The 19,735-nt window shown below is 62.5% G+C and carries 20 protein-coding genes and 1 tRNA gene; 17 read left to right on the forward strand and 4 right to left on the reverse strand.

What is annotated here, in order from left to right; translation table 11 throughout:
• Positions 1–116: 116 nt before the first annotated feature.
• The 6 genes from cysT (at position 117) to BXE_RS09820 (ending at position 5,945) form a co-directional block, all read left to right on the forward strand.
• Positions 117–1,010: a sulfate ABC transporter permease subunit CysT gene (gene cysT / locus BXE_RS09800; RefSeq protein ID WP_011488156.1), complete on the forward strand. Its 894-nt coding sequence runs from the start codon at positions 117–119 to the stop codon at positions 1,008–1,010.
• Positions 1,007–2,080, forward strand: a complete 1,074-nt coding sequence (gene cysW, locus BXE_RS09805) for a sulfate ABC transporter permease subunit CysW (protein ID WP_233518787.1) — start codon at positions 1,007–1,009, stop codon at positions 2,078–2,080. The genes cysT and cysW overlap by 4 nt, the downstream gene beginning before the upstream one ends.
• Positions 2,080–3,138 carry a sulfate/molybdate ABC transporter ATP-binding protein gene (locus BXE_RS09810; protein WP_007182123.1) on the forward strand — a complete coding sequence of 353 codons (1,059 nt, stop codon included), beginning with the start codon at positions 2,080–2,082 and terminating at the stop codon, positions 3,136–3,138. Before cysW ends, BXE_RS09810 begins: the two co-directional genes overlap by 1 nt.
• Positions 3,139–3,220: 82 nt before the next feature.
• Positions 3,221–4,147, forward strand: coding sequence for a CysB family HTH-type transcriptional regulator (locus BXE_RS09815; protein ID WP_007182122.1), 927 nt, complete (start codon positions 3,221–3,223; stop codon positions 4,145–4,147).
• 470 nt (positions 4,148–4,617) lie between these two features.
• Positions 4,618–4,791: a hypothetical protein gene (locus tag BXE_RS46485; RefSeq protein ID WP_158340890.1), complete on the forward strand. Its 174-nt coding sequence runs from the start codon at positions 4,618–4,620 to the stop codon at positions 4,789–4,791.
• Positions 4,792–4,904: 113 nt separating this feature from the next.
• Positions 4,905–5,945, forward strand: coding sequence for an asparaginase (locus BXE_RS09820; protein WP_011488159.1), 1,041 nt, complete (start codon positions 4,905–4,907; stop codon positions 5,943–5,945).
• A gap of 164 nt (positions 5,946–6,109) precedes the next feature.
• Here BXE_RS09820 and BXE_RS09825 read toward each other — a convergent pair whose 3' ends face one another.
• From BXE_RS09825 to gcl, 4 genes are all read right to left on the reverse strand, one after another.
• On the reverse strand, positions 6,110–6,511 hold the full coding sequence (locus tag BXE_RS09825; RefSeq protein ID WP_011488160.1) for a DUF3597 domain-containing protein: 402 nt from the start codon (positions 6,509–6,511) through the stop codon (positions 6,110–6,112).
• A 546-nt stretch (positions 6,512–7,057) separates the two neighbouring features.
• Complete coding sequence (locus BXE_RS09830; RefSeq protein WP_011488161.1) at positions 7,058–7,966, reverse strand: 2-hydroxy-3-oxopropionate reductase; 909 nt, start codon at positions 7,964–7,966, stop codon at positions 7,058–7,060.
• Positions 7,967–8,062: 96 nt separating this feature from the next.
• On the reverse strand, positions 8,063–8,872 hold the full coding sequence (hyi, locus tag BXE_RS09835) for a hydroxypyruvate isomerase (RefSeq protein ID WP_011488162.1): 810 nt from the start codon (positions 8,870–8,872) through the stop codon (positions 8,063–8,065).
• Between the two features lie 144 nt (positions 8,873–9,016).
• On the reverse strand, positions 9,017–10,792 hold the full coding sequence (gcl, locus tag BXE_RS09840; protein WP_011488163.1) for a glyoxylate carboligase: 1,776 nt from the start codon (positions 10,790–10,792) through the stop codon (positions 9,017–9,019).
• A 295-nt stretch (positions 10,793–11,087) separates the two neighbouring features.
• On the opposite strand from gcl, the gene BXE_RS09845 reads away from it, so the two are divergent.
• From BXE_RS09845 to BXE_RS09895, 11 genes are all read left to right on the forward strand, one after another.
• Complete coding sequence (locus BXE_RS09845; protein WP_011488164.1) at positions 11,088–12,002, forward strand: LysR family transcriptional regulator; 915 nt, start codon at positions 11,088–11,090, stop codon at positions 12,000–12,002.
• Between the two features lie 191 nt (positions 12,003–12,193).
• The gene (locus BXE_RS09850; RefSeq protein WP_011488165.1) at positions 12,194–12,931 is read left to right on the forward strand and encodes an RNA polymerase sigma factor; all 738 of its coding nucleotides are present in this window, start codon (positions 12,194–12,196) and stop codon (positions 12,929–12,931) included.
• Positions 12,921–13,883, forward strand: a complete 963-nt coding sequence (locus tag BXE_RS09855) for an anti-sigma factor family protein (RefSeq protein ID WP_011488166.1) — start codon at positions 12,921–12,923, stop codon at positions 13,881–13,883. Before BXE_RS09850 ends, BXE_RS09855 begins: the two co-directional genes overlap by 11 nt.
• A gap of 169 nt (positions 13,884–14,052) precedes the next feature.
• The gene (gene rpsF, locus BXE_RS09860) at positions 14,053–14,427 is read left to right on the forward strand and encodes a 30S ribosomal protein S6 (protein WP_006048823.1); all 375 of its coding nucleotides are present in this window, start codon (positions 14,053–14,055) and stop codon (positions 14,425–14,427) included.
• A gap of 50 nt (positions 14,428–14,477) precedes the next feature.
• The gene (gene priB, locus BXE_RS09865; RefSeq protein ID WP_007182110.1) at positions 14,478–14,777 is read left to right on the forward strand and encodes a primosomal replication protein N; all 300 of its coding nucleotides are present in this window, start codon (positions 14,478–14,480) and stop codon (positions 14,775–14,777) included.
• Positions 14,778–14,779: 2 nt separating this feature from the next.
• Positions 14,780–15,055: a 30S ribosomal protein S18 gene (rpsR, locus tag BXE_RS09870; RefSeq protein WP_007182109.1), complete on the forward strand. Its 276-nt coding sequence runs from the start codon at positions 14,780–14,782 to the stop codon at positions 15,053–15,055.
• Positions 15,056–15,082: 27 nt separating this feature from the next.
• Positions 15,083–15,535: a 50S ribosomal protein L9 gene (gene rplI / locus BXE_RS09875; protein ID WP_011488167.1), complete on the forward strand. Its 453-nt coding sequence runs from the start codon at positions 15,083–15,085 to the stop codon at positions 15,533–15,535.
• 133 nt (positions 15,536–15,668) lie between these two features.
• Entirely contained in the window at positions 15,669–17,054 is a 1,386-nt protein-coding gene (locus tag BXE_RS09880; protein ID WP_007182107.1) for a replicative DNA helicase, read from the forward strand.
• A 305-nt stretch (positions 17,055–17,359) separates the two neighbouring features.
• Positions 17,360–18,508, forward strand: a complete 1,149-nt coding sequence (locus BXE_RS09885) for a tyrosine-type recombinase/integrase (RefSeq protein ID WP_011488168.1) — start codon at positions 17,360–17,362, stop codon at positions 18,506–18,508.
• Positions 18,509–18,517: 9 nt separating this feature from the next.
• Positions 18,518–18,590 (forward strand) — tRNA-Pro (locus tag BXE_RS09890).
• A 396-nt stretch (positions 18,591–18,986) separates the two neighbouring features.
• On the forward strand, positions 18,987–19,553 hold the full coding sequence (locus BXE_RS09895; protein ID WP_011488169.1) for a molecular chaperone TorD family protein: 567 nt from the start codon (positions 18,987–18,989) through the stop codon (positions 19,551–19,553).
• The last annotated feature ends 182 nt before the right edge of the window (positions 19,554–19,735 follow it).

Genomic DNA, 19,735 nt, shown 5'->3' on the forward strand with positions numbered 1-19,735 from the left:
ACAGGCAAAGCGACACGCTCACGCGTCACACCCAGGCGCGCCCCCAGGGGCGCGCTTTTGGCCAGCCAGGGCCCGGCGGCCGGTAACACGAGCATCAACCTGAACGAGTAACGAGCATGACGACGTTGACCTTCCGAAAACCGAGCGCGTTGCCCGGTTTTGGCCTGACACTCGGCATCACGGTGGCTTATCTGAGCCTCGTGGTGCTGATTCCGCTTGCGGCGACCTTTCTGAAGACCGCGACGCTCGACTGGGAGCAGTTCGTGCGCGCGGTGAGCTCACCGCGCGTGCTCGCGTCGTATCGCCTGACGTTCTTTTCCGCGCTCGGCGGCGCGCTCATCAATGCGGTGTTCGGCTTTCTGGTGGCGTGGGTGTTGGTGCGCTACACGTTTCCGTTCAAACGCATCGTCGATGCCGTGGTGGATTTGCCGTTCGCGCTGCCCACCTCGGTGGCCGGCATTTCGCTCGCGGCCGTGTACGCGGGCAACGGCTGGATCGGACAGTTCCTCGAACCGCTCGGGCTGAAGATCGCGTTTACGCCGGCGGGCGTGCTGGTCGCGCTGACGTTTATCGGTCTGCCGTTCGTGGTGCGCACGGTGCAGCCGGTGCTCGAAGAGTTCGAGCGCGAACAGGAGGAAGCGGCGGCCTGCCTTGGCGCGTCGCGCTGGCTGACGTTTCGCCGCGTAGTGTTGCCGGCGGTGTTTCCGGCGCTGTTGACGGGCTTCGCGCTGGCATTCGCCCGCGCGCTCGGTGAATACGGTTCGGTGATCTTCATCGCCGGTAACGTGCCGATGAAATCGGAAATCACCTCGCTGCTGATCATCACGAAGCTCGAGCAATACGACTACGCGGGCGCAACGGCGCTGGCGGTGGTGATGCTGGTCGTGTCGTTCCTGATGCTGCTCCTGATCAATACCTTGCAGTGGTATCTGCAGCGCCGCACGAGCCGCGGCGGCGCGGGTCCGGCGCCTGCCGCCAGTGTTGCGGCCGTCGGCGGAGGTGTGCAATGAGCCGCGGCACCGCGAATGGAGCGGATGACGTGAATGGCGTGCGCGGCGTGAATAACGCCGCGGTGGCCGTGGCGCCGCGCGCACCGTTGAACGTTGCGCGCCGTCCCGATCCGGTCACCGAGCCGCCCGTCGTACGCTGGATCCTGACCGGCGTGGCGCTGCTGTTTCTCGCGCTGTTCCTCGTCGTGCCGCTCGTCGCCGTGTTCTATCAGGCGTTGAACAAGGGACTCGGTTTCTATCTGGAATCGCTTGCCGATCCCGACGCGCTCTCGGCGATCAAGCTCACCGTGATCACCGCCGCGATCGCCGTGCCGCTGAACCTCGTGTTCGGCCTCGCGGCTTCATGGTGTATCGCCAAATTCGAATTCCGCGGCAAGGCGCTGCTGACTACGCTGATCGATCTGCCGTTCTCGGTGTCGCCGGTGATCTCGGGCCTGATCTATGTGCTGATGTTCGGCGCGCAGGGCTGGTTCGGGCCGTGGCTGCAGGATCACAACATCCAGATCATTTTCGCGGTGCCGGGCATCGTGATGGCGACGATCTTCGTGACGTTCCCGTTTGTCGCGCGTGAACTGATTCCGCTGATGCAGGCGCAAGGCAACGACGAAGAAGAAGCCGCGCACGTGCTCGGCGCGTCGGGCTGGCAGATCTTCCGCCGCGTCACGCTGCCCAACGTCAAATGGGGCTTGCTGTACGGCGTGATTCTGTGCAACGCGCGGGCGATGGGCGAGTTCGGCGCAGTGTCGGTGGTGTCGGGCCATATTCGCGGCCAGACCGACACCATGCCGCTGCACGTCGAAATTCTCTACAACGAATACAACTTCTCGGCGGCGTTCGCCGTGGCGTCGGTGCTGGCGCTGCTCGCACTCGTGACGCTCGGCCTGAAGCTGCTCGCCGAGCGCCATATGTCGGCGGAACTGTCGGCCGCGCGGGATGTGCCCGCGTACGCCGGTCCCATCACGCCGCCGGCCAGTGCAGCAGCAACAGCAGCAACAGCAGCAACAGCAGCAACGGCGACACACGCACCGCATGTATCGCAGCAACACCCGCTCAAGCAAGGAGAGCTGTAATGGGTATCACCGTTCGTAACCTGCAGAAGCGCTTCGGCGATTTCGTCGCGCTCGATAACGTCACGCTCGACTTTCCGCCGGGTGAACTGGTTGCGCTGCTCGGGCCCTCGGGTTGTGGCAAGACCACCTTGCTGCGCGTGATCGCCGGGCTCGAATACGCGGACGGCGGCCAGGTCGTGCTGCAAGGCCAGGACGTGGCGACGGTCGGCGCGCGCGAGCGGGAAGTGGGCTTCGTGTTCCAGCACTATGCGTTGTTCCGTCATATGACGGTGTTCGAGAACGTGGCGTTCGGCTTGCGCGTGAAGCCGCGCAAGGAGCGTCCCTCGGAAGCGGTGATCCGCGAGAAGGTGCATGAGCTGCTCAAGCTCGTGCAGCTCGACTGGCTCGCGCAACGCTATCCGTCGGAACTGTCGGGCGGCCAGCGGCAACGGATTGCACTCGCGCGCGCATTGGCGGTCGAGCCGAAGGTGCTGCTGCTCGACGAGCCGTTCGGCGCGCTGGACGCGAAAGTGCGCAAGGAACTGCGCAGCTGGCTGCGGCGCCTGCACGACGACCTGCATATCTCGACGATTTTCGTCACGCACGATCAGGAAGAAGCGCTCGAAGTGGCCGACCGCATCGTCGTGCTCAATCGCGGGCATGTGGAGCAGGTGGGCAGTCCGCAGGACGTGTATGACCATCCGCAAACCTCGTTCGTCTACGAGTTTCTCGGCGCGGCGAACCGCCTGCACGGCAACGTCGACGCGAGCGGCTTCGTGGTGGACGGCGCGGCGCTGCCGGTGTCGATCAAGGCCGATTTCAGCGGCCCGGCGTTCGCCTATGTGCGTCCGCACGATTTGCAACTGTATCCGCAGGCGTCGGGTCATCGCGAAGGTATCGTCGTCGACGTGCGGCGCGTGGTGACGCTGGGCGGCTCGGTGCGGGTCGAACTCGCGGGCCGCGAGGGCAACCTGCTCGAAGCCGAACTCGACCGCGAAGCATGGCGCGATCTGCAGCTCTCCATCGGCGACGGTGTGACGGCGGTGCCGCGTGCATTGCGCGTGTTTCCGGCGCAATGAGCGCAGTGCGCTCAGGCGCGGCAGACCCGGTGTTTCAATCAAACTCAAATAGCTCGACTCTGGACGAACCGGAGACATACAGATGAATTTCCAGCAATTGCGCTTCGTGCGCGAAGCCGTACGTCAGAACATGAATCTGACCGAGGTGGCGAACGTGCTGTACACGTCGCAATCAGGCGTGTCCAAACAGATCAAGGATCTGGAGGACGAACTCGGCGTCGATATTTTCATCCGGCGCGGCAAGCGTCTGACGGGCCTCACCGAGCCGGGCAAGGCGGTGCATCAGTTGATCGAGCGGATGCTGCTCGACGCCGAGAATCTACGCCGCGTCGCGCGCCAGTACGCCGATCAGGATAGCGGGCACCTCGTCGTGGCCACCACGCACACGCAGGCGCGCTACGCGCTGCCAAAGGTGATCCGCCAGTTCACCGAGGTGTTCCCCAAGGTGCATCTGGCGCTGCGCCAGGGAAGCCCGCAACAGATCGCGCAGATGATCATCAACGGCGAAGCGGACATCGGCATCTCCACCGAAGCGCTCGACCGCTTCCCGGATATCGTCACGTTCCCGTGCTATTCGTGGCATCACGTGGTGGTCGTGCCGAAGGGTCATCCGCTGGTGGGCCGGCCGAATCTGACGCTCGACGAGATCGCCGAATTCCCGATCGTCACGTACGACCAGGATTTCACGGGCCGCTCGCATATCGACCAGGCGTTCGCGAAAGCGGGCGCGTTGCCCGACGTCGTGCTGACCGCGATCGACGCCGACGTGATCAAGACGTATGTCGAACTGGGCATGGGTATCGGCGTGGTTGCGGCGATGGCCTACGACCCCAAGCGCGACACGGAACTGGTCGCGCTCGACACGCAGCATCTGTTCGAAGCGAGCACGACGCGGGTCGGTTTGCGCAAGGGCGCGTTCCTGCGTGCTTACGCGTACCGGCTGATCGAGATGTTCGCGCCGCAGTTGAACGAAGCGGATATCGCCGCGCAGTTGCGCGAAGCAGTCTGACGGTTGCATTCGGGTGCGTTCGGGCGGTTGAAGGGCCATCAGTTTCTTGCGAGGGGAAGAAGGCGGCCCTGGCTAGATCCTGATGGTTGAATCACGGAACGGGCGCAGTTTACAGACCTGCGCCCGTTCCTACGCAGACGTCGGTCCGCTACATACAGATTTCGCGACGCGCCAGCCTGGCACCTCGCTCTGGTTCGCCCGCTAACGGGTCGCCAATCCATTCAAGCACGCCCGAGCACGCCCCTCCGGCGTTGTGATGAAATTTGACAGATGCGTCCTGCATCATCGAATTCGTCACCGGCGTACCAGCGCTGAAATATCTCTCACTTCTCCTTCGGTTGTCCTACGCAGTGGGCGGCGGTATCCGGTTGTGTTGTCGGCGTGTCCGATTGCACAGTGCTCTTATTAGGCATGCCTACAAGATCGCCGACAATCCTGCGAAGTAAAAACGACAACGACGTGAACAGAAGATGAAACTCAAGATACTTGGCTCGGCTCGGCTCGGCTCGGCTCGGCTCGGCTCGGCTCGGGCTACGTTCGACCTGGCGGACGCAATAAACCTGGGGATCTTTATTCTGGTGCTCGCAAACACCGTGAACTTTCTGCGCTCGGGGCGACGGCGCATCGAGCGCCGACCTCTTTGAAGTAATGCGCCAGTTTCGTTCGCGCAGCCATTGGCTCAATCCGTCCAGGAGTTTGAAGCCATTTCTTGCGTGACGGCATGGCAGCACCCGGCGCATCGCTTACAATCGCCGCCATGAATACTTCGATTCCTTCCTCCACCACATCTTCAGACGAAGGCGCCACGCTGCTGCCGCGCATCGCCGTGCTGGCAACCGGCGGCACGATTGCCGGCGCGGCTGCGGACGCCACCAATACGTCCGGCTACCAGGCCGGCGTGGTCGGCGTCGAGCAATTGCTGGCGGTGGTGCCGGCTTTGTCCGCGGTGGCGCGCGTCGCGCCCGAGCAGATTGCCAGCATCGACAGCAAGGACATGGCGTTGCCGCTTTGGACCACGCTCGCACAACGCATCAACGCGCTGCTCGCCGACGACGACATCGACGGCGTGGTGGTCACGCACGGCACGGACACGCTCGAAGAAACCGCCTACCTGCTGCACCTGACCATCAAGTCGGACAAACCGGTCGTGCTGACGGCGGCCATGCGCCCGGCCTCGGCGCTCTCCGCCGACGGTCCGCTGAATCTGCTCAACGCCGTGACGGTCGCGGCGCACGTGGCGTCGCGCGGGCAGGGCGTACTGGTGGCCTTCAACAACAGGATTCACAGCGCGCGCGACGTGGTGAAGACGAGCACCTACGCGGTCGATGCATTCCATTCGCCGGAAATCGGCGCGCTCGGCTGGGTGCAGGACGGCCGCGTCGAATTCCAGCGCAGCGTGGTGCGGCCGCATACGCTCGCCACCGAATTCGTGATCGGCGCGAAGTGGCCGCACGTGGAGATCGTCGTGAGCTACGCGGGCGTTTCGCGGATTGCCGTGGATGCGCTGGTTGCCGCCGGCGTGCGCGGTATCGTGGTGGCAGGCACGGGCAACGGTTCGATTCATGCCTCGGTGCAGCAGGCGCTGGCCGATGCCGCCTCGCAGGGCGTAGCGGTTGTGCGTGCGTCGCGCGTGGGTTCGGGGCATGTGATGCGCAACGGCGCGGCCGCCGACGACGCGCTCGGCTTCGTCAGTGCGGGTTCGCTGAATCCGTACAAGGCGCGTGTGTTGCTGATGCTGGCATTGGCCGCGGGCGCCGCGGGGCCGATGGTGTTGCAGAAGATATTCGATACGTACTGATCGATTGAACGCGGACGGCCTGGTTCAAAGTCAGAACGGTGTCGCGCACATTAAGCCTGAATGACAACGCGGCGCCCGGGTCATTGACCGGGCGCCGCGTTGCCGTTTCAGCTCGAGGCTTATATCCACATGCTGCCGCAGAAACCAGCGGCTTGTGCCAGCCGTTAGCTCGCCAGATCCGGCGGCAATTTCCCGCCGTTCGCCGCCAGCGCCAGCATCACCTGTTTGTGCAGCCAGATGTTCATGCTCGCCGAATCGTTCGTGTCGCCGGTGTATTTCAGTTCCTTGGCGAGCTGCTTGCGATGATCGAGGCTGCTGTCGACGCCGAGCGCCTTTAGCGTGTCGACGATCGACGTACGCCAGTTCAAGGTTTGCCCGCTCTCACTGACGAACTGGTCCATGACGGCAGCGACGTCGACGTCGGCCAGCGGCGCGGGCGCCGCTGCAGCCGCCGGCGCAGCAGCTTGCGCCGCTGCCGGATCCGGTGTCGGCTCGACCGCAGGCGCAGGCTGGTCGGGTTTCGCTTTGCCGAAGAGCTTGTTTACGATGCCACCAAAAATGCTCATTCTGAATCCTTTGCAGATGGGTTACTGGCGCAAGCACATGCCGCTTGCGGGTTGCACACTGGTTGGGAATCGGGCGAACGATGCAGAGCACATGCGTTGCCTTGATCAGCACGCCGCGTTTGAACGCTGATACGCCCGCAACCAGACTCAACGAGTGTAGGAGAAAAGCGCGGCACGATGTGTCAAAAAAGGTCGTGCCGCGGGCGCGGAGTTGCAAGCAAATGCAAACGGACTTGCGAGCAGGCGTGCGAGCGGACAGGCGAGGGGAGATGCCGGCAGGCGGCGTGCATGATGCAGCCGCAACGGAAGATTGGCGGAAAAAGCATAACAATGAAATCCGACAGCCGGACACCCGACGACGACGTCTGACCGACCAAGGCTTCCCCGGCGCCGCCGGGTGCCGCTGCGGACCCCACTTGCCGCTCTCAGCCCAGAGCGGCACGATTTGCCCGTTCCGCCGCGTCTCTCGCACGACGAACCGGGCGCCCCACCTGCGACTGCCATGACGTTGATCACGCAACGACCGCGGCAGTCCGTATCACTCGCTCAAGCCGCCTTGGCTTCGCTGCCCGGCGCCTGCGCGACTTCATGGTTGGCCATGATTTCGAGCGCTCGCACCATCGCCGAGTGATCCCATGCCTTGCCGCCATTCGCCGCGCAGACGCTGAACAGTTGCTGCGCGCTCGCCGTATGCGGCAGCGAGATGCCGAGCTTGCGTGCGCCGTCGAGTGCGAGGTTCAGATCCTTCTGGTGCAGTTCGATGCGAAAGCCCGGATTGAACGTGCGTTTGGTCATGCGCTCGCCGTGCACTTCGAGAATCCGCGACGAGGCGAAACCGCCCATCAACGCCTTGCGCACACGTTCCGGATCGGCACCCGAGCGCGACGCGAACAGCAACGCTTCGGCCACGGCTTCGATGTTCAGCGCGACGATGATCTGGTTCGCGACCTTGCAGGTCTGACCCGCGCCGTTCTCGCCGATCAGCGAGATGTTCCTGCCCATCAGATCGAACAGCGGCCTGGCCGTGGCGAATGCTTTTTCCGGGCCGCCCACCATGATCGTCAGCGACGCTTCACGTGCGCCGACTTCGCCGCCGGAGACCGGCGCATCCAGATAGTCGACGCCGAGCGCATTGATCTTCTTCGCGAACGCCTGCGTGTCGAGCGGCGAGATCGAGCTCATGTCGATCACGAGCTTGCCTGGCGAGAGGCCGGCGGCGACGCCGTCGTCGGCGAACAGCACGTTGGCGACGTCAGGCGTGTCCGGCACCATGATGATGACGATGTCGGCGGCCTGCGCGACAGCGGTCGAATTCGCGACGACGCTCGTCGTCTTGCCCAGATCTTCCGGCACCGGGTACGCGCCATTCACGAACAGCGAGTGACCGCCCTTGATGAGGTTGCGCGCCATGTGCGCGCCCATGATGCCGAGGCCGATAAAACCGATCTTTGCCATGTGTCTGAATCTCCAGTGTTGTTGGGTGTCCCGCGAGAGGACGTCCTTCGGGGCGTGAAGCGCCTGATCCGGCCGATCAATGAAGCAATGCGGCGTTCAGGCGGCGGCGTGGGCTGCGCCGCGGGTTTGCCCGGCCACGCTCTGAATCCAGCCGAGACCGGCGGCCGTGGTCGTGCGCGGTTTGTATTCGCAACCGACGTAGCCGTCGTAGCCAAGCGAGTCGAGCAGCTCGAACAGGAACGGGTAGTTGATTTCGCCCGTGCCCGGTTCGTTGCGGCCCGGATTGTCGGCGAGCTGGATGTGCGCGATCCGCGGCAGGTTCTTCGTGATGGTCGCCGCGAGTTCGCCTTCCATCCGTTGCATGTGATAGATGTCGTACTGCAGGAACAGATTGTCCGAACCGACTGCGCGGATCACGTCGAGGCCTTCAGCAGAACGATTGAGCGCGAAGCCCGGAATGTCGTAGGAATTGCACGGTTCGACCAGCAGCCTGATGCCGGCTTTTTGCAACTCGCCCGCGGCGAAGCGCAGGTTCTCGACGATGGTCGAGCGCGCCTTGTCCGCATCGACGCCGGCCGTCGGAATGCCGACGAGGCAGTTCAGTTGCGGCACCTTCAGCGCGCTCGCGTATTCGATCGCGCGGCCGACGCCTTCCTGGAACTCGCCCACCCGATCCGGCAGACACGCGATGCCGCGCTCGCCGGCTTCCCAGTTGCCCGCGGGCAGGTTGTGCAGCACCAGTTTCAGGCGGTTCTGCTGCAGACGTTCGCTCAACTCGACGATCTGGTACGGGTACGGAAACAGGAACTCGACGGCGTGAAAGCCCGCGTCCGCGGCGGCCGCAAAGCGGTCGAGAAACGGGACTTCGTTGAACAGCATGGTGAGATTCGCTGCAAATTTCGGCATGGTGCGTCTGTCTCTCAGGTCGGTCAGTGGAATGACTCAGTGGAATGACTCAGTGGAATAGCTCAGCGGAATAACTGCGTGACGCGGCTCGGTATCGCAGAACCGCGCTCACGTGAGGCTTATCTGTTCAACACGTCAGGCAACTCAGTCGAGCATGCTGATCGCGGTCGGTGCGTCTTCGCGCGTGGCGGCCAGCTCTTCGAATTCGTTGATCGCGTCGATCTCGGCGCCCATCGAAATATTGGTCACGCGTTCGAGAATCACTTCGACGATCACCGGCACGTTGAACTCGGAGAGCATCGCTTGCGCTCGCTGCAGCGCGGGCTTCAGTTCTTCCGGCTTGAACACGCGGATCGCCTTGCAACCCAGACCTTCCGCAACGGCGACGTGGTCCACGCCGTAGCCGTTCGTTTCCGGCGAGTTGATGTTTTCGAAGCCGAGCTGCACGCAGAAGTCCATGTCGAACGCGCGCTGCGCCTGGCGGATCAGCCCGAGGTACGAGTTGTTCACCACCACGTGCACGTACGGCAGCTTGAATTGCGCGCCGGCCGCCAGCTCTTCGATCATGAACTGGAAGTCGTAGTCGCCCGAGAGCGCCACGATCGGACGTTGCGGATCAGCCGCACGCACGCCGAGCGCCGCCGGAATGGTCCAGCCGAGCGGGCCGGCCTGGCCGCAGTTGATCCAGTTGCGCGCCTTGTAGACATGCAGGAACTGCGCGCCGGCGATCTGCGAGAGACCGATCGTGCTCACGTAGCACGTGTCGCGGCCGAACACCTGGTTCATCTCTTCGTACACGCGCTGCGGCTTCATCGGCACGTTGTCGAAGTGCGTCTTGCGATGCATGGTCCGCTTGCGCTCCTGGCAGTCGGCGACCCATGCGCCGCGGTCCTTCAGCCTGCCCGCGGCTTTCCATTCCTTCGCCACTTCCACGAACAGTTCGAGCGCGGCTTTCGCGTCCGACACGATGCCCAGATCCGGGCCGAACACGCGGCCGATCTGCGTCGGCTCGATGTCCACGTGCACGAACTTGCGGCCCTTCGTATAAACCTCGACGCTGCCCGTGTGACGGTTCGCCCAGCGGTTGCCGATGCCGAGCACGAAGTCGGCGGCGAGCATCGTCGCGTTGCCGTAGCGGTGCGAGGTTTGCAGGCCGACCATGCCGGCCATCAGCGGATGGTCGTCGGCAATCGCGCCCCACGACATCAGCGTCGGAATCACCGGCACGCCGACGGTTTCAGCGAACGTGACGAGCAGGTCTTCGGCCGCCGCGTTCAGCACGCCGCCACCGGAGACGATCAGCGGCTTGTCCGAGTCGTTGAGGAGCGTGAGGGCGGCTTCGATCTGCTTGCGAGTCGCTTTGGGCTTGTAGACCGGCAGCGGTTCGTATGTGTCGATGTCGAACTCGATTTCGGCGAGCTGCACGTCGATCGGCAGATCGACCAGCACCGGACCCGGACGGCCCGAGCGCATCAGGTGGAAAGCCTGCTGGAACACGCGCGGCACCAGCGCCGGTTCACGCACGGTGACGGCCCACTTGGTGACGGGCTTGGCGATCGATTCGATATCGACGGCCTGGAAGTCTTCCTTGTACAGACGCGCGCGCGGCGCCTGGCCCGTGATGGCGAGAATAGGAATGGAGTCGGCCTGAGCCGAGTACAAACCGGTGATCATGTCGGTGCCGGCGGGGCCCGACGTGCCGATACACACGCCGATGTTGCCCGGCTGGGCGCGCGTATAGCCTTCGGCCATATGCGACGCACCTTCGACGTGGCGCGCCAGCACGTGGCTGATGTTGCCTGCCTTGCGCATGGCCGAGTAGAACGGGTTGATCGCTGCGCCCGGAACGCCGAATGCGGTGTCGATGCCTTCTTTTTCGAGCACCAGCACGGCTGCGTCGACGGCTCTCATCTTGGCCATGAATGTCTCCTGAATGGCGGGGAATAGGCGAAATGAACGGGTTGAGTGCACTTTAGGCCTGACCTAAAGGTTTGATAAGATCAGTCCGGGTCGCTTATTTCGAAACAAAAAGTATGGAATGGGTGCGCTGCATCGACCGCGCTGCATGGGGGCGGAGTGAGCGCTGAAGCGCTAACTGCGGTCGACCGCGCTGCATGGGACCGGAGTAAGCGCTGAAGCGCTAACTGCGGTCGACTGCGCTGCATGGGACCGCAGTAAGCGCTAAAGCGCTAACTGCGGTCGACAGGAGACGGAAATGGATCGCTTCAAACAGATCGAAACCTTCGTGCGCGTCGCGGACGCAGGCAGCCTCGCGGCGGCGGCGCTTGAGGAGGGCGTGTCGCCTGTGATCCTCGGCCGCCGCATCGACGCGCTGGAAAAGCGCCTCGGCGTCAAGCTGATGTACCGCTCGACACGCCGGCTGGTGGTGAGCGAAGACGGCGCCGCGTTTCTGGAGCGCTGCCGGGGCCTGCTCACCGAATGGGATCAGGCGGAAAACGAACTGAGCGCCGGGCGGCGCGCGATCAACGGCCATCTGATCGTGTCGGCGCCGGCAGCGTTCGGACGCAAGCACGTCGCGCCGCTCGCGCCGGCATTTCTCGCCGACAAGCCGGAATTGCAGGTGTCGTTCAATCTGACCGACCGGGTGGTGGATCTGGTGCGCGAGGGTTACGACCTGTCGATCCGCATCGGCGGCGCGGTCGATCCGAATTTCGTCGCGGTCAAGCTGGCGTCGAACCGGCGCGTGGTGTGCGGCACGCCGGAGTATTTCCGTCGGCACGGCAGGCCGAAAACGCTCGAAGACCTGCCGCAGCACAACTGTCTGGCGTTCAATCTGCAGGGCGGACAGAACCGCGGCTGGTACTTCCGCCGCAACGGCAAGCTGGCGACGGTGCGGGTGGGCGGCACGCTCGACTGCAACGACGGCGAGCTGCTGCACCGCTGGGTGTCGGAAGGGCTCGGGCTCGGCTGGCGCTCCACGTGGGAAATCCAGCAGCAACTGGCGCGCGGCGAACTGGAAACCGTGCTCGACGAGTTCGCGCTGCCCGACTACGACATTCTCGCGGTCTATCCGCAGCAGCGGTATGTGCCGGCCAAGGTGCGGTACTTCATCGATTATCTGAAAGACGTATACGCCAGCGGAGATTACTGGAACCGGCCGGCTTACTAGACTTAGGCGAGGCGGCGCCCGGCACCCCGGCACCGCCGGCACGCCGGCGGTCCTGCATCCACCGGTCCGGCCAGACTTTTTTGGGATTGCGCGCGGTGTCGGGAATAAACTCGGCGAATGCCCGGTTATGCGCTGTAGAGAGCGTCACGACGAGCTCCACCGCATAGTCCGCAATGCCTTGGAGGGCCGAGGTGGTCCAGACCGATTCTGAACCTGTTCGCGCGCACGGCGAGACCGACGCGGCGAGGAGCCGGCGCTTTCAGCAGATGGCGCTGCCGCACCTCGACGCCGCGTACAACCTCGCGCGCTGGTTGTGCGGCAACGCCAATGATGCCGACGACGTCGTGCAGGAAGCCTTCATGCGCGCGTTTCGCTTCTTCGACACCTTTCGCGGCGACTCGGCCCGGCCGTGGCTGCTGGCGATCGTGCGCCGCACCTGGTACACGGAATGGCGGCGGCGGGCCTCGTCGCACGAAACGGTGGAGTTCGACGACACGATGGACGACGCGTCCTTCGACGGCTGGACGGTGGGCGGCGCCGACCCGCAGGCGCTCCTGATCCGCGACGAGGATACGAAGCTGGTACACGAGGCGCTCGCGCAGTTGCCGGTCGAATATCGGGAAGTGCTGATGCTGAGGGAACTGGAGGAAATGGGTTATCGGGAGATCGCGCTGGTGGCGGACGTGCCGATCGGCACGGTGATGTCCCGGCTCGCGCGGGGACGCCGCAAGCTGGCCGCGGTGCTGACGGAGAAGCAGGGCGGCGCGACGGCGCCGCCCAGACCGTCGATGTGCGCGGCGGCGCCCGGCGCAAGCAAATCGGCCACGGCGAGCGTGACGCCCCTGCGGGCGTCCGCCAACGGCCGGCCACTCAACACGCCGGGCGGCAGCGCCGCCGGCAACGCTCAGGAGACGCCAGATGGACTGTAACGAAGCGCGGCCGCTCCTCGATGCGAACGCCGATCACGAATTGCCCGCGCCGGATGCCCGGCGCGTCCAGCAGCACATCGAGAGCTGCGCCGCCTGCCGGCGCGAAAGCGAGAACCTGCGGGCCTTGAGCGGTGCGCTGCGGGCGGCGCCTTATCATCGTGCGCCGCAGTCGCTGCGCGAGCGGATTGTCGCCGGATTGCCGTCTGTCGACGAGCCGGCTGCGGCGGCCGAGGCGCCCGTTGAGCGCGTCTCGGGCGTCACGAGCGTCACGCCGCCGCAGCGCGAACGGGCGCGGCGCGGCTGGCTCGACCGTTGGCTGGACGGCTGGCGCGCCCCGCAAGGCGGCTTCGGCTGGCCGACGGGCGCGGGCGGCCCGGTGGGCTCAGGCGGCGTGTTTGCGCGTGGCTGGCTGGTGGTGCTGGTCGTCGCGTTGTGCGCGGTGGCGGCGGGCGTGGCGTTGAATCTGCGACGGCCGGCGGAATTCGGGCCGTTCGCCGACGAACTGGTGGAAAGCCATGTGCGCGCGCAGGTGTCGGGACGCGACATCGACGTGATCTCGACGGACCGGCATACGGTCAAGCCGTGGTTCAACGGCCGGCTCGACTATTCGCCGCCGGTCGAGGATCTGGCGGCGAACGGTTTCGCGCTGGAGGGCGGGCGCCTCGATTATCTCGCGCATCAGCGCGTGGCCGTGCTGGTGTACCGCTACCAGAAGCACGTGATCGACGTGTACGTGTTTCCACAGGCCGGTGCCGGCGGCACGGGCCGGAACACGGACGGCGCCGCGCCGGCCACGCTCGCTCGCGAAGGCTACTCGATTGCGCACTGGAACGCGGAGGGCATGACCTGGTGGGCGATTTCGGACGCCGCGCCCGACGCGCTGAAGGGGCTGGAAGTGGCGCTGAAGGCGCGTTTGCAAAGCGGTAGCGAGCGGACGGAGGCGGGGTCCTAGACGGTCCGCCACCGCCTAAACCCTTGAAAACACACCCGATTCGCGCGCCGCAATAACGGGATATCTTGCAACCCGGCCCCATTCGGGTTATACTCTTTGGCTTCTCACTTGCCACACCGGTTCCGACGCCCGGGTGGCTTCTATCCAAAAGTCAGCACAAGGAGTGTGTATGCGTCATTATGAAATCGTCTTTATCGTGCATCCCGATCAGAGCGAGCAGGTGCCCGCCATGATCGAGCGTTACAAGAGCACGATCACCTCGCACGGTGGCCAGATCCACCGTATCGAAGACTGGGGCCGTCGCCAACTGGCCTACATGATCGAGAAACTCGCGAAGGCTCACTACGTCTGCATGAACATCGAATGCGACCAGACCACGCTCGACGAGCTGGAACACGCATTCAAGTTCAACGACGCTGTTCTGCGTCACCTGATCGTCAAGATGAAGAAGGCCGAAACCGGCCCGTCGCCGATGATGAAGGAAGTGCAGCGCGAAGAAGCCAAGAAGTCGGCTGCTACGCAACCGTCCGAAGCGCAGGCTTAAGACACACTATTTAAGCTACCAGATTCAGCGTCGTTCACGCCAAAGGCTACATGAACCGGCTGCAACTCACGGCCAGCGTCGTCGAACGCGAACCGGTGCGGTACACACCCGCCGGCGTTCCGATTGCAGGCTGCACGTTGCACCACCGCACGGAAGTCGTCGAAGCCGGTATTGCCCGGCAAGTCGAACTGACCATGCAGGCAGTAGCCGCAGGCGAGGCGAGCGGTAAGCTCGAAAGCTGTCAGATGGGCGTGGAAACGCTCTTCACAGGCTTTCTGGCGAAAAAGCACCGCAACGCAAGAACTCTGGTATTTCACATCACAGCATTGCAGGACATTGGAAAGGACTGAACATGCCCCGCCCGACTGGTAAGAAATTCGACAAGCGTCGTCAGCAACAGAATCCGCTCTTCAAGCGCAAGAAGTTCTGCCGTTTCACGGCCGCTGGCGTCGATCACATCGACTACAAGGACCTCGAAACGCTGAAGGACTTCATCGGCGAAAACGGCAAGATCACGCCGGCGCGTCTCACGGGTACGAAGTCGCACTATCAACGCCAGCTGGATACGGCAATCAAGCGCGCACGTTTCCTCGCGCTGGTGCCGTACACCGACCAGCACAAGGCCTAACCCGACGACGCGATAAGGAGTCTCCGAATGCAAATTATTCTTCTGGAAAAAGTCGTCAATCTGGGCAACCTGGGCGATATCGTGAAGGTCAAGGACGGTTACGCACGTAACTTCCTGATCCCGAACAAGCAGGCTCGCCGTGCAACGAAGGAAGCCCTGGCTGAATTCGAAGTGCGCCGCGCAGAACTCGAAAAAGTCGCCGCTGAAAAGCTGGCTGCCGCTCAGGCTCAAGGCGAAAAGCTGGCCGGCTCGACGGTTCAGATCAATCAGAAGGCTGGCGTCGACGGCCGTCTGTTCGGTTCGGTGACGAACGCGGACATCGCTGAAGCCTTGGTCAAGCAAGGCTTCGCAGTGGAAAAGGCGCAAGTGCGTCTGCCGGAAGGCCCGCTGAAGCTGGTCGGCGAGCACGCTGTCCAAATCTCGCTGCACACCGACGTTCTGGTCGATGTGACGGTGGCTGTGATCGGCGAACACGTCTAAGCAGCAGGTAGTATTTGCCAGGATGTTGCTGGCGAAGGGCAGGGGCCGGGTGACCGGCCCCTGCCTTTTTTGTGTCCGCTTTTTAGTTTTTCGGCCGCCCGCGCGCCCTCGATTTGCCCGATAATTCCTCTCCATGAACGCACCGTCCAAAGATCCCCAACTCGAGTCGCTGAAAGTCCCGCCGCATTCGATCGAGGCCGAGCAATCGGTGCTGGGCGGCCTGCTGCTCGACAACGCCGCATGGGACCGCATTGCGGACTTTCTGTCGCAGAGCGATTTTTACCGCTATGACCACCGCATCATCTTCGAGCACATCGGCAAGCTGATCGCGGCTACGCGTCCGGCGGACGTGATCACGGTGTACGAGGCGCTCGGCACCGCGGGCAAGGCGGAAGAGGTCGGCGGTCTCGCTTACCTGAATGCGCTGGCCCAGAACACGCCGAGCGCGGCGAATATCCGGCGCTACGCGGAAATCGTGCGCGACCGCGCGGTGCTGCGGCGGCTGGTTTCCGTCGCCGACGAAATCTCGGCCGACGCCTTCAATCCGCAGGGCAAGGAAGTCCGGCAGTTGCTGGACGAAGCCGAATCGAAGGTGTTTTCGATCGCCGAAGACGGCGCGCGCGGCACTCAGGGTTTCCTGGAAATCGGGCCGTTGCTGACCGAAGTCGTCGAGCGGATCGATACGCTGTATCACACGGCCAATCCTAGCGACGTGACCGGCACGCCGACCGGCTTCGTCGATCTGGACCGCATGACGTCCGGCATGCACGGCGGCGAGCTGATCATCGTCGCGGGCCGTCCGTCGATGGGTAAGACGGCGTTTTCCATGAACATCGGCGAATACGTGGCAGTCGAGTATGGTTTGCCGGTCGCGGTGTTCTCGATGGAAATGCCGGGTTCGCAGCTCACCATGCGTATGCTCGGCTCGGTCGGGCGGCTGGATCAACACCGCATGCGAACCGGGCGCCTGACCGACGAGGATTGGCCGAAGCTCACGCACGCCGTGCAGAAAATGAGCGAGGCGCAGATTTTCATCGACGAAACCGGCGGCCTGAACCCGATGGAATTGCGCTCGCGGGCGCGCCGGTTGTCGCGCCAGTGCGGCAAGCTGGGACTGATCATCATCGACTACCTGCAACTGATGAGCGGGTCGTCGTCAGGCGAAAACCGCGCGACCGAAATCTCGGAAATCTCGCGCTCGCTGAAGAGTCTCGCGAAGGAACTCGACGTGCCGGTGATCGCTTTGTCGCAGCTCAACCGGGGTCTCGAGCAGCGCCCGAACAAGCGTCCGATCATGTCGGACCTGCGCGAATCCGGCGCTATCGAACAGGATGCCGACGTGATCCTGTTTATTTACCGCGACGAAGTATACAACCCGGACAGCCCGGACAAAGGCACCGCCGAGATTATCATCGGCAAACAGCGGAACGGTCCGATCGGACCCGTTCGGCTCACGTTCCACGGTCAATTCACGAAGTTCGACAACTTTGCAGGCGCACAGAATTTCTACAGCGATTGAGCGGAGAAGTGAAGCGATAACTGGGGCGCCGTTGTAACGGCGCTTTCAAAAGTGCGGCGCGGGTCTCGCGACGGTACAATGTGGCGGTTTTATGTCAGCCATAATGTGACCAATTTCCGGGATCCCAATGTTCGGTCGATTCATGCCCACCGAGGGCAAAATGTGTCGTCCGACGCCGTTTAGAGAAGTTCGCGGTAACCTTCATAGAGCATTGAAAATTAAGGAATTTGTTCGAATTCGTTCGTGGTCGTCCGGCAGTGATTTTTCGTATAAAATCCGTATACGGAACTTCGCCGGGGTTTTGCATGATGAAGATGAGCATTCAGACGAAAACGGCGCGCGCCAAACTTGAGCCGCGCCGTGAGCCGTATTGGGAGCGCATAAGCACGGGCGTTCACGTCGGGTACCGTAAGTTGGAATCGGGGGCGGGCACTTGGATCGGACGTCGCATGAGCGAGGATGGCAAATACCAGTTCAGCTCGTTCGGCGATGCGCTTTGCGAGTACAACGAGGCGCGCAAAGGGGTTGAACGGTGGGCGGATGAGTTGGCGGCGGGTGTTCACCATGACAGAAAAACGGTCGCCGACGTGTGTCGCCTGTATGTCGAGAATCGGCGTTTGGAAAAGGGTGAAGCTACCGCTCAAGACGCCGAGGGCAGATTTAAGCGATTGGTCTATGAGAAGCCCATCGGCATGGTCAACATCGCAAGGCTGCGCCCTTTGGATGTCGAGCGGTGGCGCAATGCACAATTAGATGATGCTTCTCCCGATGACGAGGAAAGTTACAAGCGCGCCAAGGATTCCGTAAACCGCAACCTCAAGTCGTTGAAAGCGGCGTTGAACTATGCCAAGGCGCGACTCAAACTTGTTTCGAGCGACGCGGGCTGGAAAGAGGTCAATCAATTCCCTGATGTGGGTAGCCGCCGGAAAGGCTGGTTGACGGCTGAGGAACGTACTCGCTTACTTCAGGCGATGCCTGCCGATTTACGCACACTCGCGATCGCATTGCTGCATATTGGAGCGCGGCCTGGCGAAGTTGCGAGCGCCAATGTGGCAGACTTCGACCGTAGTGCGGGGGTCTTGACGCTCAATGGAAAGACGGGCAGTCGCAAGGTGCCGCTGTCTGACAAGGCACGCGAATTCTTCGCGACGCAGGCTAAAGATAAGATCGCCAATGCGCCGTTATTGACCACTACAGACGCACAGCGTTGGACCGCACCCGTTTGGGGCAAGGCATTCCGGGAGGCTCGAGAAATCGCTGGATTGTTGGATGCGGTTTTATATTGCATGCGACATACCTATATCAGCGAGGCTATCGCGCAGGGCATCGACGTTTATACAGTGGCTGAATTGACGGGCACAAGTGTTGCAATCATCCAATCGAACTATGGGGCATTCACCGACAATATCGTCGAGCGCCTCAATCGCGTTTCCGTGATCGGCGAAAATTACTGACGTTCTACCCGGAGCGCGATTCATGATGATCGGTTGTTTTGGGATCAGAGGGTCGAAGGTTCGAATCCTTTCGCTCCGACCACGAAAAAAAGCAGCAAAAATAAGGACTTACGAGCTAACGCCGTAAGTCCTTATTCTTTTCTCGACCGCCAACATGCCGCCCGTTACCGTCTGGTTACCGGATTTGCGGTAGCTGCGGAACCGTTACCGGCCCGTTTCGGTTCAACATGTGGTCAGTCCGGTTGCGTACACTGCGCTATCGGGATCAGTGCCAACGGACGGCGGCGATTGCCCCAACTCCCGTCATCTCCGATACAGGCCCAGCGCAGAGCCGTTTGAGCAAATCGGGGCACCGCTTACGATCAGACATCAATGAGGACCTCGCGGTGAACCGAACCACCACTGTGATACTCGGTAGCAGTTATGATGATCCGCCGGTAGGCGATACCGCAGGAGTCACCGTGCTTCGGATGAACGCATGACAAGGATGTTTCATTCGCAAGAGCTATCTGATCTGCCGCCGGGCAAGCGGCTGTTCGTACTCTCGCGAGCATATATCGGCGGCAGCGAGCAGTTATGTCGAGCATTGCTCGGAGAAGACTGCGTACCAGAGTTCGCTAGTAGCAGAGTCGTGCTCCACCTGTGCTGTCATGGTGTCGAACTTTTCCTCAAGGGCGCTATTCACTGCGCATCCAGCAGGACACCGTCGCGGACGCACGAACTCCATAAGCTCGCCGAGGAATACACGCGTCTGTTCCCTGGTCCGGGTTTCCAGTTCGCGATGCCGTTTGGGTTCGAGACGCTCGATAGCATGGAATTGTTTGAAGAACTGAACAGCCAGTTCCACAAAACACTGGATCAGCGGTATCGATATCCAGTGGATAAGCAGTTCGCGCCCTTCGACGGGCCGGAAGGATTTCAGCCTGAGGCGTTCCTCTCGCAGATTGAAGCCCTACGCGTTGAGCTAATTAAGCTGGAAATCCGTATTCTGTCGTCGCTGAATTTAGGATACTCGGGTGATCCGTTGGACGATGCTGCTCGCTGAGGCTGCATAGGCCGGGAAAATGCCGAAATCTAGCCTGAGGCACCCTTTCCGCCAAGTTTTTTAAAAAAAACCCGAAAATTCAATAACCTATGGGGGTTGTTGTTTTTTCGGCTCACAAACCGACTATCAAATCAGTCGGCGATTGTGTTGACGCCGTTCAGCAACGCAGGAATTTGTTTGCG

This window comes from Paraburkholderia xenovorans LB400 (assembly GCF_000013645.1).
GTDB lineage: Bacteria > Pseudomonadota > Gammaproteobacteria > Burkholderiales > Burkholderiaceae > Paraburkholderia > Paraburkholderia xenovorans.

Coding starts and splice junctions, on each gene's coding strand:
- BXE_RS09885 (WP_011488168.1), top strand. CDS start 17,360: ATGATGAAGATGAGCATTCAGACGAAAACGGCGCGCGCCAAACTTGAG.
- hyi (WP_011488162.1), bottom strand. CDS start 8,872: ATGCCGAAATTTGCAGCGAATCTCACCATGCTGTTCAACGAAGTCCCG.
- priB (WP_007182110.1), top strand. CDS start 14,478: ATGAACCGGCTGCAACTCACGGCCAGCGTCGTCGAACGCGAACCGGTG.
- rplI (WP_011488167.1), top strand. CDS start 15,083: ATGCAAATTATTCTTCTGGAAAAAGTCGTCAATCTGGGCAACCTGGGC.
- BXE_RS09820 (WP_011488159.1), top strand. CDS start 4,905: ATGAATACTTCGATTCCTTCCTCCACCACATCTTCAGACGAAGGCGCC.
- cysW (WP_233518787.1), top strand. CDS start 1,007: ATGAGCCGCGGCACCGCGAATGGAGCGGATGACGTGAATGGCGTGCGC.
- BXE_RS09855 (WP_011488166.1), top strand. CDS start 12,921: ATGGACTGTAACGAAGCGCGGCCGCTCCTCGATGCGAACGCCGATCAC.
- BXE_RS46485 (WP_158340890.1), top strand. CDS start 4,618: ATGAAACTCAAGATACTTGGCTCGGCTCGGCTCGGCTCGGCTCGGCTC.
- rpsF (WP_006048823.1), top strand. CDS start 14,053: ATGCGTCATTATGAAATCGTCTTTATCGTGCATCCCGATCAGAGCGAG.
- BXE_RS09880 (WP_007182107.1), top strand. CDS start 15,669: ATGAACGCACCGTCCAAAGATCCCCAACTCGAGTCGCTGAAAGTCCCG.
- BXE_RS09830 (WP_011488161.1), bottom strand. CDS start 7,966: ATGGCAAAGATCGGTTTTATCGGCCTCGGCATCATGGGCGCGCACATG.
- BXE_RS09895 (WP_011488169.1), top strand. CDS start 18,987: ATGACAAGGATGTTTCATTCGCAAGAGCTATCTGATCTGCCGCCGGGC.
- cysT (WP_011488156.1), top strand. CDS start 117: ATGACGACGTTGACCTTCCGAAAACCGAGCGCGTTGCCCGGTTTTGGC.
- rpsR (WP_007182109.1), top strand. CDS start 14,780: ATGCCCCGCCCGACTGGTAAGAAATTCGACAAGCGTCGTCAGCAACAG.
- BXE_RS09815 (WP_007182122.1), top strand. CDS start 3,221: ATGAATTTCCAGCAATTGCGCTTCGTGCGCGAAGCCGTACGTCAGAAC.
- BXE_RS09825 (WP_011488160.1), bottom strand. CDS start 6,511: ATGAGCATTTTTGGTGGCATCGTAAACAAGCTCTTCGGCAAAGCGAAA.
- BXE_RS09845 (WP_011488164.1), top strand. CDS start 11,088: ATGGATCGCTTCAAACAGATCGAAACCTTCGTGCGCGTCGCGGACGCA.
- gcl (WP_011488163.1), bottom strand. CDS start 10,792: ATGGCCAAGATGAGAGCCGTCGACGCAGCCGTGCTGGTGCTCGAAAAA.
- BXE_RS09810 (WP_007182123.1), top strand. CDS start 2,080: ATGGGTATCACCGTTCGTAACCTGCAGAAGCGCTTCGGCGATTTCGTC.